The 16,332-nt window shown below is 55.2% G+C and carries 20 protein-coding genes and 2 tRNA genes; 3 read left to right on the forward strand and 19 right to left on the reverse strand.

What is annotated here, in order from left to right:
- Nucleotide 1: 1 nt before the first annotated feature.
- From EQG79_RS13810 to EQG79_RS13845, 8 genes are read right to left on the reverse strand one after another with little or no spacing between them, the layout of a single operon-like run.
- Complete coding sequence (locus EQG79_RS13810) at nt 2–538, reverse strand: hypothetical protein (RefSeq protein ID WP_129601936.1); 537 nt, start codon at nt 536–538, stop codon at nt 2–4.
- A gap of 19 nt (nt 539–557) precedes the next feature.
- Nucleotides 558–1,172: a hypothetical protein gene (locus EQG79_RS13815; RefSeq protein WP_129601938.1), complete on the reverse strand. Its 615-nt coding sequence runs from the start codon at nt 1,170–1,172 to the stop codon at nt 558–560.
- Nucleotides 1,173–1,184: 12 nt separating this feature from the next.
- Nucleotides 1,185–2,240, reverse strand: a complete 1,056-nt coding sequence (locus tag EQG79_RS13820) for a DNA-methyltransferase (protein ID WP_129601940.1) — start codon at nt 2,238–2,240, stop codon at nt 1,185–1,187.
- Nucleotides 2,240–2,638 (reverse strand): hypothetical protein, encoded by a 399-nt coding sequence (locus tag EQG79_RS13825; RefSeq protein WP_129601942.1) that lies wholly within the window; start codon nt 2,636–2,638, stop codon nt 2,240–2,242. The genes EQG79_RS13820 and EQG79_RS13825 overlap by 1 nt, the downstream gene beginning before the upstream one ends.
- A complete protein-coding gene (locus EQG79_RS13830) occupies nt 2,639–2,851 on the reverse strand; it encodes a hypothetical protein (protein ID WP_129601944.1) in 213 nt (70 codons plus the stop codon).
- A 25-nt stretch (nt 2,852–2,876) separates the two neighbouring features.
- Nucleotides 2,877–3,161: a hypothetical protein gene (locus tag EQG79_RS13835; RefSeq protein WP_129601946.1), complete on the reverse strand. Its 285-nt coding sequence runs from the start codon at nt 3,159–3,161 to the stop codon at nt 2,877–2,879.
- Nucleotides 3,148–3,438, reverse strand: a complete 291-nt coding sequence (locus EQG79_RS13840) for a hypothetical protein (protein WP_129601948.1) — start codon at nt 3,436–3,438, stop codon at nt 3,148–3,150. Before EQG79_RS13840 ends, EQG79_RS13835 begins: the two co-directional genes overlap by 14 nt.
- Nucleotides 3,439–3,449: 11 nt before the next feature.
- On the reverse strand, nt 3,450–3,722 hold the full coding sequence (locus tag EQG79_RS13845) for a hypothetical protein (RefSeq protein WP_129601950.1): 273 nt from the start codon (nt 3,720–3,722) through the stop codon (nt 3,450–3,452).
- A 107-nt stretch (nt 3,723–3,829) separates the two neighbouring features.
- Here EQG79_RS13845 and EQG79_RS13850 point away from each other — a divergent pair, with 107 nt between their 5' ends.
- Complete coding sequence (locus EQG79_RS13850; RefSeq protein WP_129601952.1) at nt 3,830–4,393, forward strand: helix-turn-helix domain-containing protein; 564 nt, start codon at nt 3,830–3,832, stop codon at nt 4,391–4,393.
- Between the two features lie 91 nt (nt 4,394–4,484).
- On the opposite strand, the gene EQG79_RS13855 is transcribed toward EQG79_RS13850, so the two are convergent.
- From EQG79_RS13855 to EQG79_RS13890, 8 genes are all read right to left on the reverse strand, one after another.
- Nucleotides 4,485–4,571 (reverse strand) — tRNA-Ser (locus EQG79_RS13855).
- Nucleotides 4,572–4,614: 43 nt separating this feature from the next.
- Nucleotides 4,615–4,704 (reverse strand) — tRNA-Ser (locus tag EQG79_RS13860).
- Nucleotides 4,705–4,768: 64 nt separating this feature from the next.
- Nucleotides 4,769–5,869 carry an asparaginase gene (locus tag EQG79_RS13865; protein ID WP_129601954.1) on the reverse strand — a complete coding sequence of 367 codons (1,101 nt, stop codon included), beginning with the start codon at nt 5,867–5,869 and terminating at the stop codon, nt 4,769–4,771.
- A gap of 492 nt (nt 5,870–6,361) precedes the next feature.
- Complete coding sequence (locus EQG79_RS13870; protein WP_129601956.1) at nt 6,362–7,177, reverse strand: TatD family hydrolase; 816 nt, start codon at nt 7,175–7,177, stop codon at nt 6,362–6,364.
- Nucleotides 7,164–8,204, reverse strand: coding sequence for a glycosyltransferase family 2 protein (locus EQG79_RS13875; protein ID WP_129601958.1), 1,041 nt, complete (start codon nt 8,202–8,204; stop codon nt 7,164–7,166). The genes EQG79_RS13870 and EQG79_RS13875 overlap by 14 nt, the downstream gene beginning before the upstream one ends.
- Nucleotides 8,191–8,838, reverse strand: coding sequence for a polysaccharide deacetylase family protein (locus tag EQG79_RS13880; RefSeq protein ID WP_077919657.1), 648 nt, complete (start codon nt 8,836–8,838; stop codon nt 8,191–8,193). Before EQG79_RS13880 ends, EQG79_RS13875 begins: the two co-directional genes overlap by 14 nt.
- Before the next feature lie 97 nt (nt 8,839–8,935).
- Nucleotides 8,936–10,054: a glycosyltransferase family 2 protein gene (locus tag EQG79_RS13885; RefSeq protein ID WP_129601960.1), complete on the reverse strand. Its 1,119-nt coding sequence runs from the start codon at nt 10,052–10,054 to the stop codon at nt 8,936–8,938.
- 13 nt (nt 10,055–10,067) lie between these two features.
- Complete coding sequence (locus EQG79_RS13890; protein WP_077919659.1) at nt 10,068–11,033, reverse strand: lysylphosphatidylglycerol synthase domain-containing protein; 966 nt, start codon at nt 11,031–11,033, stop codon at nt 10,068–10,070.
- Between the two features lie 50 nt (nt 11,034–11,083).
- On the opposite strand from EQG79_RS13890, the gene ruvC reads away from it, so the two are divergent.
- Both ruvC and EQG79_RS13900 read left to right on the forward strand, forming a co-directional pair.
- Complete coding sequence (ruvC, locus tag EQG79_RS13895; RefSeq protein WP_077919660.1) at nt 11,084–11,674, forward strand: crossover junction endodeoxyribonuclease RuvC; 591 nt, start codon at nt 11,084–11,086, stop codon at nt 11,672–11,674.
- Between the two features lie 7 nt (nt 11,675–11,681).
- Nucleotides 11,682–12,107, forward strand: coding sequence for a secondary thiamine-phosphate synthase enzyme YjbQ (locus EQG79_RS13900; protein WP_077919661.1), 426 nt, complete (start codon nt 11,682–11,684; stop codon nt 12,105–12,107).
- A 9-nt stretch (nt 12,108–12,116) separates the two neighbouring features.
- Here EQG79_RS13900 and EQG79_RS13905 read toward each other — a convergent pair whose 3' ends face one another.
- The 3 genes from EQG79_RS13905 to EQG79_RS13915 form a co-directional block, all read right to left on the reverse strand.
- On the reverse strand, nt 12,117–13,025 hold the full coding sequence (locus EQG79_RS13905) for a hypothetical protein (protein ID WP_129601962.1): 909 nt from the start codon (nt 13,023–13,025) through the stop codon (nt 12,117–12,119).
- Between the two features lie 174 nt (nt 13,026–13,199).
- Nucleotides 13,200–14,084, reverse strand: coding sequence for a hypothetical protein (locus tag EQG79_RS13910; RefSeq protein ID WP_077919663.1), 885 nt, complete (start codon nt 14,082–14,084; stop codon nt 13,200–13,202).
- A 188-nt stretch (nt 14,085–14,272) separates the two neighbouring features.
- Nucleotides 14,273–16,315 (reverse strand): thioredoxin domain-containing protein, encoded by a 2,043-nt coding sequence (locus EQG79_RS13915; protein ID WP_129601964.1) that lies wholly within the window; start codon nt 16,313–16,315, stop codon nt 14,273–14,275.
- Nucleotides 16,316–16,332 lie beyond the last annotated feature (17 nt).

Below are 16,332 nucleotides of genomic sequence, written 5' to 3' on the forward strand. Positions count from 1 at the left end.
ATCAGGGGGTTTGTGGTTGAGAAACTTGCTCGTTGATAGCGGCCAGCAACGCGAAGACGGCGGCCATCTCTGGGTTGCGGAAGGCGTGGTTGAGGTAATCGCGGGGGTTGTCGTAGTGGTAGTGGTTGGCTTTGATGTGGGCTTTACACCCAGCCTCAGTGAAGAAGGCGTTCTGATACTTGTGCTTGATTGAATACGAATCCCGCAGACAACCCACCTTTTCCAGCCACTCTTCACTGTCGGATTCGTACACCGACCATCCAGTTCTCAAGTCTTTATACCAGTCGGGCCGCTTGACGCCATTCTCTTTGGCCAGCTTAGCCACTGTCTTATGGTCGAAAGGGCCAACTTCCGTATGATCATCAAGGCTTACGATCACCTGATGGTCGCCGTTCAGGTTGGGCACCCAAACCTTTTCGTCGGTCTGTATCTGGAACAGATAGGGCGTGGCTGTGCCCCTGTTGCTCTGCGTGGCGACCGCCTGGGCGATCTCTTTGAGCGTGTCGAACAACTCATCACTTACCTGTATCGTTTTCATAGTAGTTGATATAGGTTGACTACATCTCAATAAGATCGCCGATACTTCTGGGCTCCCCGTACTGCTGGGTCAGCCGCTGCAGGTACGCCACGTAGTAGTCGGCGTCGATCTGCTCGTCGTCCAGCCACCGGCTACCCAGACTAAGCAGCCGCTGCATCTGCAGACTACAGCGCAGCAGGTCACCGTGCAGGGGCGCATCATCCTGATCCAGCCAGTTGGATACCGCTGCCGTGTAGTTATGTTGGGCCACCTGAATCATGGCGCACAGCCGGCGGGTGCGCTCCATCCAGACTCGGTACGCTTTCTGCTGACAATCAATGAAGTGGATCGTGAAGCCCAACTGATCGCAGGTGTTGACCTTGCCGGCGTCACCCATCAGCAGCAGACAGCAGATGCCATCGGGATGGGTCAGGTGGATCAGGGCGTTCATGCAGTCGATAGCCGTCATGGACGCATCCATGTAGCGGGGCGTGTCGGCGAAGTCTACGATAGCCGTCAGGAGTGGGTCGTCGGCCATATGCAGATCACCGTAGAGGGTTTCGGTCTGCTGCCACAGGGCTGTGGCCAGGGCGTAGGCAGGGGCAGGCCAGGCAGACGGGCTTCCGTAAGAGAGGGTTGCCAAAAGTTGACGCATGGAAAGGAATGTTTAAAGGGTTAATACTCTAGGTTTAATTGCGTGATCAATCGGGCCCAGGGTTTTCAGTATCCGGGCGTCGGCCATGTCTACATAGGCCTGCTTGAGATCGAAGCCAATGTAATTTCGCTTGGTCAGCCGGGCGGCAATCGCCGTGCTGCCGCTTCCCATAAAGGGGTCTACCACTACACCGCCCGCAGGACATCCCGCCATAATACAGGGCTTGATCAATTCTACCGGGAAGACAGCGAAGTGAGCATCAGCAAATCCTTTCGTGGATACAGACCACACCGAACGCCTGTTGCGTTTTTCATAGGCAACATCAGATATTTTAAGCAGACCCGATTTTGTTCTGTGTTCTTCCGTATCTAATTGCTCATGGACAGAGACATACTTGTGACTCTTATTGCCAGAGGCTCGGGGCTTGACACTGGCCCGGCCCAGTTGATGGATGCCTGTTTTACCCGTGTGAAACACAGAGCCGTTCGCCCCTACCACCGCCGGCTCTTTGATAGCTTCATGGTCGAAGTAATACTTAGCTGACTTTGACAGCAGGAAGATGTACTCATGGGCTTTCGTGCAACGGTCGGTCACCGACTCAGGCATCGGGTTCTTTTTGTGCCACACAATATCCTGTCTGACCCACCACCCGTCATCCTGCAGGGCTATCGCCAGCCGGTGTGGAATCATCATCAGGTCTTTTGGTTTGAGTCCGGTGTATCGTTTATTGCGTCCGATGGGAGAGTCATGTAGAGCTTTGGCATGTTTCCCTCCTGTGTGTCCACCCCACTTGCCATCGTTGGCATAGGAGTCGCCGATGTTTATCCAGCACGTCCCTGTCTTCTTGAGTACGCGCCGGGCTTCCCGGAATACATCAACCATCCGGGCGATATACTGGGCCGGCGACTCTTCAAGGCCGATCTCCATGTGCTTATCGGGGTCGTCATCATCCAAGTACGAGCGCAGTCCGAAGTAGGGTGGCGAGGTGACGATGCAGTCAACGCTATTGTCTGGCAGCATAGCGAACCCAGCCTTTGCATCTACTTTATGAATAATATTTATCTGCATTACTGAAAGTGCATGAGATAGCGTTCGGTGTCCAGGATGTCGCGGTCGTTGGTGTCCTTCTCCTCGGCCCCTATGTGGGCGTGGATGATCAGGTGAGCAACCCGCCGGGCGGCTTCGTCAACGGTCAGGTTAGTGGGCAGGCAGATGGGGGCTTCCTGGTCTACCTCAATCTCGCCGTACTCAATATCCCCGTCGTCGTCTACGCCGGTCGGGTAGCCATACGTGGTGCCGTGGATACGGTAGCGGACAAACAACCCGAAGGGTGATCGGGTGAAGTCAAGGCGAGTCACCTGCAGGTTAGTGAGGTTAACTTGTCTGGCCTTTGCTTCGATCTGATCCAGCAGACCAGCATCGAAGAGGGCGGTATCAACCGCATCCTCAAAAAAAGTAGATACCATTTAATTAATTTTTTGATTGAGAGAATCTATAAGTTTATCGGCCAGTCTCACGGCGTCCGCAGTAAATGCCTCGAACTCTATGTGTGCGTGTTCCGGGTTGGCTAGTAGCCCCTGCAGGGCTGCGGCTGCGAAGTACTCTCGCTTGGTCAGGCCGCCATAGGTTTGTGTGTTGACACGGACAGGTGTAACGAGATCGTTTCTTGTAGTCTTCATTGTGCGGGTTGATTTAAGTTGACGATTACTTTTTATTGATGCGGGATTTGCTGGCGACATAATCCAGGGCGTCGCCCCATTTGATACGCACGATCTTGGCCCCCTCTTCGTAGCGGGGCAGGGGCCACCGCCGGACCACCGGCTCGGACAGACTCATCCGTCTGGCGAGTTCATCCAGGGTGATCCAACGCTCCCGGCTCTGGGCTTCGATCAGCTTCTGGTTGTACTCGGCAATGATGCGGTCAACCGACGCCCCCAGCATCGCTTCCGCCTGCTGGGGGCTTAATACGATCAGGCTATTGCTGTTCATGGCACACGGGTAGGATGCCCTGGCTGGCAGCCAGCTGACCAATGACAGCGAATATCTCAATGTGGACCTGGCTGATGAGGTCAGCGACGTGGTCCATCTCCCGCAGCAGCTCGGCGTGGTAGGCGGGATCGTGAAGGTTCTTCTCGGCGGTGCATAGCAGCTCCCGCTGGTAGGCCTGCAGGGCCAGTAAGACCAGCTCAGTCTGGCTGCTGGTGGCCGGGCCACGGACAATGGAAAGCGATAGGTTGATGGATGGAAACGGGTTTGTGGCGTTCATAGAGTACAGGATTATAGGTTGACAGAAGTTGACTGCGGACTTATTTTTTTTAGCCGTGAGAGTCTAAGCGAAACCTCGTTGGCTTCTACTGTCTCTAATAGGAGAAGACCGTCATATATTTTTTTAACGGTGTCGTCTTTCGCCGGCTCACCATTTAAGGTGCGATGGATGGTTTTTCTGGTGACTTTTCCCAGCCGGGACACGCCAGTAATACCCCGTCTGGTCTTGCCCAGACGCACCTTGAGCCGGTCAATCTCCTCGGCGGGTAGGGGGATGCCTTTCATATATTCTGGATTGGTGTTTACTTTGCCGCTTACTCAAACGGATACTCAAATGTAACATTTAATTATTACATTGTGTCAACTGCTGTCAACCAGAATAGAAAAAAATAATGAACGAAGACCTCTCTCCTCCTCACGACAAGACCACCAGCGAACCGGCTGATAATACAAGTCAAGCCACTGGCTCGGAAACGGTCAGGCGATACCGTAAACCAGCCTCGCCCGACGACCGGCTGCGGGGCACCCTGCTGCAGAACCTGCGGCTCAAGCGCAAGCTGGACTTCGCCGGCTTTGCCGACCTGACGGGTCTGTCGGTGGATGTCATTCGTCAGAGTGAGCGGGGGGCGCACAGCCTCACCGCCCAGGAGATACAGGCCATATGCGTGGCGACCGAAACGCCGGTCGTCTATTTCTTTCCGGCTACCCAGCCCGCGTCCATGCGGGTGCTGCCCTCGGGGGAGCCGGGTATGAGCCTGGGAGCGTGGCTCAAAGAGAAGCGGCTGCTCAAGGGTTACAGCCAGACCGACGCGGCTAACCGGATCGGCATCACCAAGCAGGCGATCTCCAAGATTGAGCGCGACGACAACCAGATCAGCCCCTCGCACATTGAGAAGTACGCCGAGACAGTTGGCGTCACCGTGCAGGAGATCGTCGAACGGATGAGTCTGGACTAGCCCAGAGCCGGGCTGATTATAACCAGCTTATACCTGAAAAAACGAATACCCGCTAACGTGCTGATTGTTAGCGGGTATTTCTGCACATAGGCAGAGAGGAAGAGATTCGAACTCTCGATACGGTTACCCGCATACACACTTTCCAGGCGTGCTCCTTCAACCACTCGGACACCTCTCTAAATACAAAATCAGCAAGCGGGCCTGCTGATTTCTGTGGTCTTTGGCAGAGAGCGAGGGATTCGAACCCCCGGTACCCTTGCGAGTACTTCTGATTTCGAATCAGACCCGTTCGACCACTCCGGCAGCTCTCTATTCGTTTGGGAGTGCAAAGATGCATGTTAGCGCGTAATGACGCAAGATCTGACCCTAAAAAAATCAATGATCGTCGCTCATTTCTCCGCTGATGGGTTGCGCCAGTAACGTCCGAAGGCGGCTTATGGCTTCGGCATCCGAACCGTGTTCACGACCCAGCAGTACCATCAATTTAGTGATCGCAGCCTCGGTCGTTATGTCGGCTCCGCTAACCACGCCGATCTGCTGCAGCTGCTGGCTGGTCTGGTAACGACCCTGGGTTACCCTACCCCCTTCGCACTGCGACACGTTGAATACCAGCACACCCCGCTCTACGGCCGCTTTGAGTGTGTCCAGAAACCAGATGTCGGTTGGGGCATTCCCCGCCCCGAATGTTTCGAGCACGATGCCCCGCAAACCGGGTATGTTCACGATGGATTCGACAACGGGTTGGGTGATGCCCGGAAAGAGTTTTAGAATGGTTACGTTCGGATCGAGCACCGTCCGGATTTTCAGCGACTCATGGGCCTGATACGACCGGATATAGGGTCGATTGTAATCAATACTGACACCGGCAGTGGCCAGATGGGGATAGTTTTCCGATACAAAGGCGTTGAACTGCACACTTTCCCGCTTGGTAGATCGGTTGCCGCGGAGCAGAAACGAGTTAAAATACACGCAGACTTCCGGCACCAGCGGCTCACCATCTTCCTGGGCCGATGCAATCTCGAGCGCCGTCAGAAAGTTTTCCCGGGCGTCGGAACGGGCCACCCCAATGGGTAGCTGAGCCCCGGTCAGGATTACCGGTTTGTTCAGACCGACCAGCATGAAACTGAGCGCCGAAGCCGTATAGGACATCGTATCGGTACCGTGTAGTACCACAAAACTGTCGTAGTCCTTATAGTTTGTCTCGATCAGCTGCGCCAGTTCAACCCAGACTGCCGGCGTCATGTTCGACGAGTCAATGATCTGATGCAGCGTCACGATCGTGATGTCAAAATCGAGCCGGTTCAGTTCGGGTACGCGATCGAGCACCTGCTCAAAATCGAAGGGGATGAGCTGGCTGGCTTTCCGATCGTATACCATGCCAAACGTACCACCCGTATAAATTACCAATACCGACCGGTTCGGCATATCGGCGCTCCGATCTACACTCGGAGATAGACGTACAGTTTTATAAGTCATCGCCAAAGATGCGAAGAAGCGTTCATATAGCGCAATCGAACCGACATACAGGCTGGCAAGGTTCATCCGTCACCTGCTTAATGTTGAGCGGGCAACAGGCAGCCTGCCCGAGGTTTGGATACAGATTGAAGTTAGCAAAAATCAAAATACTCCTGAAATAGGCTTGCTAGTTGTTGCCTTTCTTCCGGGTAAACTATGGGCCTGGGTTAGGATTCGACCATGCCGGCGACGTCCGGGAGGTGACTGTCGGCTTTGTGCGAAACCTACCCCAGCACCTGATCATTTTTCAAACTCAGAAAAACTACCATACCGCTTCAGTCTGACTCGTTTCGTATGCGACTGGATGCCGTTTTTGCCGATGTATTTGCCAGGTACCTGGGCAGCAGCTGGTCACCAGCAGCGGATTACTGGTGACGTTTCCTAAAGCAGACGTTGGCAGCACAAGCCCTAACTGGCTTGGCGGCCAACGACCGGTAGCTCTCCTGTCTGCTCTCAGTTTGGCAGAAGGTTGGCGTAAAGAGCGGGGAGCAGCGCCTGGGCATTGACGGTGGTATGGCGGGCAACATCATCGATGCTGATCTGCATCAGATCGGCAACGCGCTGCGCAATGAGCCGGATGTAGGCGGGTTCGTTGCGTTTTCCGCGGTATGGTACGGGCGCCAGGTAAGGACTGTCGGTTTCAAGAACGATATGTTCCAGGCCGATATGGGGCAGAACCTTATCCAGGCCTCCGTTTTTAAACGTAGCCACCCCGCCGATACCGAGCTTGAAACCCATCTCAGTAGCGCGCCGGGCTTCGTCGAGGGTACCGACAAAGCAATGGAAAATACCCGTCAGACCGGGCAGCGCCAGCCGTTCGATCAGGTCAGCTGCTTCGGCAAAGGCGTTGCGATCGTGACCGGACCGGGTATGCATCGACACCGGCAACTGCTGATCGGCGGCCCAGCGCAGCTGTGTTTCGAAAGCCATAAACTGCTGGTCGACGTATGTCATGTCCCAGTAAAAATCAAGCCCTATCTCCCCCACGGCCATGAATGCGTGCTGGTTGAGTAAGGCGGCAACCGAAGCCAGCTCGTCATCGACGGTGTCGTTGACGTAGGCCGGATGCAGGCCCATCATCGGCAGGCATCGGTCGGGGTATTGTTCGGCCAGGGCCATCAGTCCCGCCACGGTTTCCCGGGCGCAGTTGGGCATCCATATCTGGCTTACCTGCTGTGAGGTAGCCTGAGTCAGCATCTCGTCAACGCCACCGGCTTCCGGGTTAAACTGCGGGTCGTAAATGTGGGCGTGGGTATCAATAAGCGTCATAAAATCGGTTCTTCCAGTTGATGCGCGTCGGCAGCCAGTAAAAAACGACCGACAACGGCCCAATCAGGAGTTGGTATACGTCAAACAGCAACGCATAGGGCCATAAGTGGGTTCGGCGCAGGCGGCTCAATCCAAACGAAAGCACCGCTGTCTGCACGAAAAGCCGGGTTATGTACAGCCCCACCGCCACGCCGGGCGACAGCCAGAACAGCAAACCAAGCAGCGGCAGCGTCAGGTATTGTGCATACAGTAAGGCCACCATCCAGCCAGGCAGCGCTGACGCCCCCCGCATCCACCGTTTTCGCTGGTGCAGAAAATCCCGGAATGTGTCGACCGGTTTTGTCGTGGCCAGCACTCGTTCGTCCAGCAGATTGCGGAAGTTGAACCCTTTTTTCACAATGGCCTGAAACAGGGCGAAATCTTCGGCCACCGAAAACGGCAGGCCTTCATACCCCCCAACAGCCTCGTAGGCCTCCCGACTCACAGCCATATTATTGCCCATGGCCGTAACGGGCAGGCCAGCGTAGCTCAGCCAGTGGGTCAGGGTCAGGTTATATAGCCAGTCAATGGTTTGCAGCTTATGAAACAGACGGGGGCCATCGGGGAGCGTCACTCCTGTTACGATGCCTACCGACCTGGTAAAGGCAAGGCTCATGCCCTCGAGCCAGCCGGGGGGCACCTGCGTATCGGCGTCCGTAAAAAACAGCCGGTCGGCCGTCGAGTGTCGGGCCAGCTGAGCCAGCACATTGGCCTTTCCGCGCAGGCCGGCAACGGATGCCTCGATGTTGATCAGTTCAAGGGTTGACTGGCGGGCGGCAAAGGCCTGAACCAGCGCAGCCGTCTGGTCTGACGACTGATCGTTTCCGACCAGTACAGTAACGGTTCCGGCTGGATACTGAAGCTGGGAAATAGCCTGTAAACAAGCGGGAATGACGGCTTCCTCGTCGCGGGCTGCAATGAGAATAGCTAGCTTGGGTCTGGCAGAAGCTGCCGGGTAGGGTACAGGATCAGGGTCAGTAGCCAGCATAAACGGGTTGCGGAACAGCCCGGAAACTGAAGCCCCGATCGGCAAAATGGGCCAACATCCGGGGCAGCACGTAGCGCATCGTTGGCCAGGCTTTCAGGCTGTCATGAAAAACGACAATGGAGCCCGGTTCGGTATACTGAATGGTTTTGCGCAGACATACGTCGGCTGGCTGGCTCTGGTCAAAATCACCGGTCAGCACATCCCACATGATCACGGAATAGTTCTCCATGACCTGGGCAACCTGCGTCTTCTTGATGCGGCCATAGGGTGGCCGAAACAGGTCAGTTTCGACACCGAGCTGCTCCTGGCATTTTTGAATATTTTCCAGATAGACCGCATCGTCTGTCTTCCAGCCGTTGAGGTGGTTGTAGGTATGATTCCCGACCATGTGGCCGCCCTCCAGCACCTGATACAAAATGTCGCGGTGCTTTCTGACGTTATCCCCGATGCAGAAAAACGTGGCCTGGGCGGCATACTTGTCGAGCTGCTCGAGTACGAATTCCGTCACATCGGGAATGGGTCCGTCATCAAACGTAAGGTAGATGGTTGGCTCGGCCGGTTCGTCGATTTTCCACCAGAATTCGGGGTAAATCGTTCGAAGTAAAAAGTTTGACTTGTGCAGGAAGAAAGACAAAATAGTGTTCGGTTTGTGGTGAACAGTACCCGGTTTGAGGGACTAGCCCCGTTATTACCTATTCGTCAGTCCACCGTAAACCGGATACCGCAAACTGCTAGTTCAGATCTCTGCCTTTCCATCGATAGCCTTTTCCCTGCGCAGCCAGCCCGAAAAAAACTACGTAGAATGGGTACACCAGTTGTGTCAGCGGGATGTACAGTACTGACCTCCTTTTTTGCAAAAAAACAAGAACCTCCCGTAAAAACAAAAACTCGGTTACGACCTTCAGCCCTACAACGAGTAAAGTCGTATTTGCGTTTAAAAAATTGAGTAACCAGCCGACAACGGCTACGACCGGGGTTACATTCCAGATAAACACACAGACGGCCAGCAGCGTCGGAATCAGGCTGTTGTAGGCCTGCCACTTACTGGCCCAGCGTTTGCGCTGGTTATAAAACGCCCGCCACGATCGGTGGGGGTTAGTCTGCACAATGGCGGCCTGGCTTTTCAGAAACCGCACCCCCTTCGCATACCGGGCAGCAATCTTGTGCATCAGAAACTCGTCATCTCCGGAAGCCAGATGATCGACACCCGCAAACCCGCCCACCTCGTAGAAGACCTGTTTCTCGTAACAGAGGTTAGCCCCATTGCACATGGTAGGCTGCCCCAGGGCCAGGGTGCAGGCGCCCGACCCGATCAAACTCGAAAACTCAACTGTTTGAAGAGAGTCAAAAAGGCGCGTATCCGTTGTAAAGGTGACTGGACCGAATAGCATTTTTGCCCGCGTCTGTTCGTAAAAAGCGGCATAGGCAGCCAGCCAGTCGGGCCCTACCCGACAATCGCCATCGGTAGTCATGATCAGCTCGCCGGTGGCCTGTTCGATACTCTGACGAATGGCCCGCTTCTTGGGCGATGCCGACCCGTTATCAATCAGGGACAACAGACGGAGCGGATAGGTAGCCGCCGATGCATACGCCTGTACCCGATCGCGCGTACCATCGACAGACGCATCGTCGGCTACGATGACCTCAAAGCTCCGGTAGGTTTGCCGATCCAGATCATCGAGCAGACGCCCGATGTTCTCCTCCTCGTTCCGGACCGGAATAATGACGGTGATGCGGGGGCCTGTAATGGGCAAAGCCGCTGGCGCGAGCAGGGGAATCCGTAGCCAGGTCAGCCAGAGCAGCAGGGCAAAACAGGCATAGGTGGCACTGGCAGCGAGTAAAACAAGCACAGATGGGATATGTTTAGGAGACAGACCATTTTAGTTTCCAGACCCAGATCAGACCGACCAGCACGGGCACAAGCAGATTAGCCACCCACAGGGTGAGCGTTGCTGTAACCAGTACCGGCGCTGCAGCCTCGAACGGCGCAAACGTCCAGAGCGACGCAGCCTCCCGAACGCCCAGATCACTGAGCAGGTTAAAAGCCGGGGTAATGGTTTTGACCAGGTAAACGACCCCGATGCCTGACGTCGCTATGGGGGCCGGTAACGTGAGTCCCACCAGCCGTAGCGCCAGAAAAAACTGCACCGAAAAAACCAGATAGCGCAGCGCAGCCACACCCAGCGCCAGGCCGATTTCCTGGTCAGTATACTGTCCGGCTACGGCCCAGTACCGGGCCCACCGGCGTAGCGCAGCCCGGCGCGCCAGCCACCCGAGCAGCCGGGACCGAACCAGCCCGAATACCACGCCCAGCCCCACCAGACCCAGCAGCACGACCAGCAGAGCCTGCCCGGCGGCATTGGCCCGGTTGGGAACCAGCTGAATATGATGTGCCCAGGCAAACGCGCCAAAGATAAGCGCAACATAGAACTGCATACCGCCCGACACCAGCGCAGCACCGACCGCTTCGCCCCGTTGTACGGTCTGTAATGACAACACCCGCCCGGCCGTATCGCCCAGCTGCATCGGCAACGCAAAGCCGAGCGTAACCCCCGCCAGCACGCCCCGGTAGGCAGCCCAGAAACTGGCTGGCTCAACCCGCCGGAGCAGAATCTGCCACTTCAGCGCTTCCAGTCCCCAGTTGACCGGAATGAGCAGCAGCAGACCGGCCGCCCACCAGCCCGGTTCCTCAACCGATTGCCAGGAGGTGCGGATCAGACTCCAGTCGAACGGTTGTCGCTTCAAAACATGGACTATGTAGGCTAAAAGACCAGCCAGGATGGCGATTTTTAGCCCCAGTACGATTTTTTTAGATGGTTTAAGCGACAAAACGTATAAGAAGACGTTACTTTGTGAAACGCACAACGCCGACACCTGTTATGATCATCACCGCAAAAAATGCCACTGTACTGCCCGAGAAGATCATTCTAGGCATTGATCCCGGTACCCAGGTGGCCGGTTACGGCATCATTTCGGTGCAGGGGGGCGTCATGCGGATGATTCAGTATGGCGTTGTTCAGTTGAGCAAATATAGTACCTACCAGCTGAAGCTTCAGAAACTATACGAAACCATCATTCGGCTTATTGAAGAACACAAGCCCGACGAGATGGCCATTGAGGATCCCTTTTTTGGCAAGAACGTACAGGCCATGTTGAAGCTGGGCCGGGCGCAGGGGGTCGTTATGGCGGCTGCTCTGTCGCGCAATATTCCGATTGTCGAGTACGCTCCCCGGCGCATCAAACAGTCGGTAACAGGAAACGGGAATGCCAGCAAAGACCAGGTATCCCATATGGTCGGCCACCTGCTCAAGGAAGAGTTGAACCCCCAGTTCTTCGACGCTACCGACGCGCTGGCCATTGCCGTCTGCCATCATTTTCACGAGAACGCCTTACCCGTAGCGCCGGGCAAGAAAAACAAAAAAGGGGCCTGGGGCGCCTTCGTCAGCGAGAACTCGGAGCGCATTATGTAGCAACTGTATGGCTACGTTTCAACGGACTATATCATTACCCGCCTTTCCGCGCGGCTTCCACCTGATTACCCGCATCATTGAACGCGAGTTTGCCGCCGAACTCGGGCAGCTGAACCAGGGTATGCTGCAGGTCTTCATCCAGCATACCTCGGCCAGCCTGACCGTCAACGAAAACGCTGACCCCACCGTCAGGCAGGATTTCGAAAGTTTTTTCAACCGGACTGTCCCCGAAAATGCGCCTTACTTCCGGCACAACTACGAAGGCGCTGACGACATGCCCGCTCACCTGAAAGCCGCGCTGCTGGGCCATTCGGTCCTGATTCCGATCACGAACGGGCGGTTAAATCTGGGCACCTGGCAGGGTATATACCTGGGTGAGCACCGTGATTATGGTGGTTCCCGTTCCCTGGTTCTGACTGCCTGGGGCGGGTAGCGGTGCCTTTTAGTACAATTCGTAGGTGTAAGTCAGCGTTTCGGTTATGGCACTGCTAACGGTTGACACCCGGCTGATGGGCTGGTATGATGGGTTGTAGGTGTACGTGTAGGTTGTTTGTATGTCCCCAACGAATGATGAACTTGTTACGTTTTCCTGTTTGCGGGTCGGGTTATTCTGACTCAGGTTCAACTGATTATCGACTCCTCCGTATAAGGTATAGTAGGGTCCAAACGATCCCGAAACAGGCGAAGGTCCAAACAGGCCTGGTGCAGGAATAATAAACACCCCGTAGAATGGATTGATTTTGTCGTCGTAGGCGTAGTTTGTGCTGGAAGACCGGGAAGCAACCGGGATAGAAGGCCCTCCTAACCGAATTACATTATAATTTTCCGTGGTCTGCGTCAGGTTGAAGCCGGTAAAGGTGAATCCACCCCCGCCGTTGAAACTCAGGCCTCCCACCGATATACCTTTGGAATAACCGCTTGGTTGGCCGTTTGGCAGATAGCTCAGTCCCAGGCTGAACGTGGATGGCTGGTGCACGAGTCCGGATACCTGCCCGGCTCCGTTGTAGTTCAGAGTATAGGTCTCAGACCCGCTTCCCCGCCTGACAGTGGTCCGCTGAACCTGGGTAAGCTGGTTCTGGGCATTATACTGATAAACCGTATTTTCGACCGGTGCCGCACTGCTATCGGGCAAAAAATAGCCGACAATCAGTACCAGCCGTCCCTGCCCATCGTACTGAAACGCACTAACCGAAGTTGGGTTATTGGGCGATTCCCGTGTAATGGTTTTAACCCGCAACCGCCCAGGTGCCGAACCGGGCAGTGTAGACGGATTAACATGATCATTGCAGGCGGCCAGCCAGCCTACCAGGAGTGGCAGGACTAAATAGCTGAGTAGTTCATGTGTTTTCATGGTTGGTTTAGAAGAGTAAAGAAAGTTATAGGAAGCAGAAAGGTAACCGGTATTAAATAGTCACTTATTACCGCTCGCTAGCTATACGTCAGGGCAGATCTCGCATACCTCTTTAGGTATTTTTAGCTCATCATGCCCCATAAGTACTAACCACCGGTACCTGGACGAATCAATCTAGTAGGTTTCATAGTCGAATCGCAGCGTTTCCAGCACCTGCCCATTGTTCGGATTCACAACCCGACGTAATATGGGCAGATTATTGGCATTGTACTGATACTCGTAGTTCAGGGTTCCGCTAAAGGTCGAAGTTTCGCTGACGACGTTGTTCTGGTTTAAATTGAGCAGATTATCGAGCCCGCCAAAATACGTGTTGATCGTGGGCTTTATTACGGGGTCGGCAAACCCTTCCGGGTAGGGAGCCGGAATGATAAAGACACCATAAAACGGATTGATCTTATCGTCGTATCGGTACGATCTGGTTGAGCGTGTGGTTGTAGTGAAGAAGCGGCTGCTGTTTACTTCTGTCACGTTATTTCCAGTGTAAGTAAACGAGTCGGCCCCCGTTAGCCGAAAACTCCGGAATGTATACTCCCGCTGGCTGCTGATCAATTGACCAACCGCATTGTAATTAAGCGTCAGCGTAAACCCATTCAGGTAAGCCAGTTGTTCGGCCTGGCCCAGCCCATTGTAAGTATAGGTGTATTGCTCTACGGGATTGGGCTTACCCGTATCGGTCCGCCTGACTACCTCATGCCGCAACTGGACTAGCCGGTTCTGACTGTCATATTGATACCTGCTGTACTCGACATCCGAGACGGTACTGTCGGGCGACTGGTAGGTCTTAATGGCACTCAGCCGCCCCTGGGGGTCGTAACTGAACGCGCTGACTTTAGCCAGCCCATCGGGAAGATCCAGCGTCAGTGTTTTGACCCGTAACCGAACAGCGGCCGACCCAGGCGATACGCCTGAATCGCGATGGTCGGTGCAGCCCAGCCAGCCCAGCAGCAGCAAAAAGCCCAGATAGCGTTTAATAGGCCTGGAAATCATGGTAGTGTTCATACTTGTAGGACGGTTCTAAACAGGTAATGGGACCCGTGAGAAGCTACCCTATCGTTCCCAGGAACGCTTCATGTAGCTCTCTTTGATCTGATTACCAGCCGAATGTACTTACTTGCTGAAACGGTATGCCATGATAAAAATCAGTTTATTTACCTGATTTACTGACCGGTATACTTACCTGTTGGTAGTTATTGTACCTGATGCAGCAGCCCCCATACCGCATCGATCGATGTAACGGGTAACTGACAGGCGCGGTTGTAACAGACATAAACGGTGGTCTGGTCATCTACCGGCCCACGCTGGTGCAGAAGAGGCAGCTCGCTTCGGCCGGTGGTACCGCAGAGGACTTTGTTTGGATAGAAAGCCGCGTCCAGCTCGGCCCGAAATCGGTCAGCATCGGGGCCGACAATGGCCACTTCGGCGGTCGGTTTGGTGCGGAGGGCGAACAGCGCGGCCCAGTTGGTCAGGTAATCGGCGTTCTGCTGTACCAACGGCTGAACACGTCCCAGCATGCGATCCGACCGGTCGGCGTAAGCGGGGCGATCCAGCAACAGACTGAGCGTGTACAGGTTTTCGGCCATCATCGAGTTCGACGACGGAATCACGTTATCGAACAGCTCTTTACGGCGGGCAATAAGCTCTTCGCCATTTTTGTCGGTGAAATAGAGAAGATCATCAGCGCCATCGGTCTGATTGCCGTCTACAAAGTTGGTCAGCACATACTGGGTCAGCTGATCGGCCTCCTGCAGCCAGCTTTCGGTAAACGTGGCCTGATAGAGAGCCAGGAGCCCGTCGATCACGGCCGCGTAATCGTCCAGAAAACCAGCCTGTCGGGCGCGGCCGTTCTTGTACGTGTGCCAGAGCCGACCATTGCGGGCGTCGCGCATGTTTCTGAGCAGGAAAAAGGCCAGCCGAAGCGCCAGCGTCAGAAACTCAGGTTCGCCAAATACGCGATAGGCAGTTGCCATCCCTTTCAGCATCAGCCCGTTCCAGGAACACAGGATTTTATCGTCCAGACCGGGACGGACGCGCTCGTCGCGCAGCCGCATCAGTCGGATGTGGGCCGCATCCAGCCGCACATTCAGATCGGCCATCGACCAGCCCATACGTTCGGCAAAGGCATCGTCGGTTTCGGTGCGGTGCAGAATCGAGCGGCCGTGCTCCCAGTTTCCGTCGTCTGTGCTGGTGTACAGATCGGCAAACCAGCTGTAATCGGTCCCCAGCGTTTCGCGCAGCTCGGCCGGGGTAAATGTGTAGAATTTCCCCTCTACCCCTTCGCTGTCGGCATCGAGCGCTGAGTAGAAGCCGCCCTCTGGACTAAGCAGTTCGCGCTGGGCGAAGGCGATGGTCTGGTAAACGATATGTTTGTAGAGTGGCTTTTTGGTCAGGCTGTAGGCTTCGGCATACAACGTCAGTAACTGCCCGTTGTCATACAGCATTTTCTCGAAGTGGGGCGCAAACCATTCGCCATCCGTCGAGTAGCGGGCAAAACCGCCCCCCAGCTGATCGTATATGCCGCCCAGCGCCATTCGATCGAGGGTGAGGGTAGTCTGGCGCAAGGCTCCTTCGTTGCCCGAAACGGCGTAGTAACGCAGCAGAAACCGCCATATGCTGGGCATCGGAAACTTGGGTGCCCGGCGCATACCCCCTTTTTCATCGTCGGCTTTAACGGCCACTTTCCGGTAAAATCCGTCGAGGGTTTCGGGCGCAAAGAGGGGGTCAGCCTCTTTCAACCCATACCGTTCAGCGTCGGACAGATTGAGTTCGGTGGCAAAGCCCTCGGCCGATCTGGCCAGATCGTCGCGGTGTTCGGCGAAGGCGTCGCTGATGTTCCCCAGCAGGTTGACCCAGTTCTGGGGAGGCAGGTAGGTTACCCCGTAAAACGGTTTGGCGTCGGGCATCAGGAACACGTTCAGGGGCCACCCACCCTGTACACCCATTGCCTGGACGGCGTCCATATAAATAGCGTCGACATCAGGGCGTTCTTCTCGATCGACCTTGATGCAGATAAAGTTCTCGTTCATGACCCGGGCCACAACCTCTTTCTCGAACGATTCGCGCTCCATGACATGGCACCAGTGGCAGGCCGAATAGCCGATGCTGACAATAATGGGTTTGTCTTCGTCGCGCGCCCGATTGAGGGCCTCTTCACCCCACGGATACCAGTCGACCGGGTTGTTGGCGTGCTGCAGCAGGTAAGGACTGGTTTCGTACTGAAGTTGATTCGGCATAGCGTTGGGCGAAGCGG

The sequence above is a fragment of the Spirosoma sordidisoli genome (assembly GCF_004138325.1).
In the GTDB taxonomy this organism is placed as follows: Bacteria; Bacteroidota; Bacteroidia; order Cytophagales; family Spirosomataceae; genus Spirosoma; species Spirosoma sordidisoli.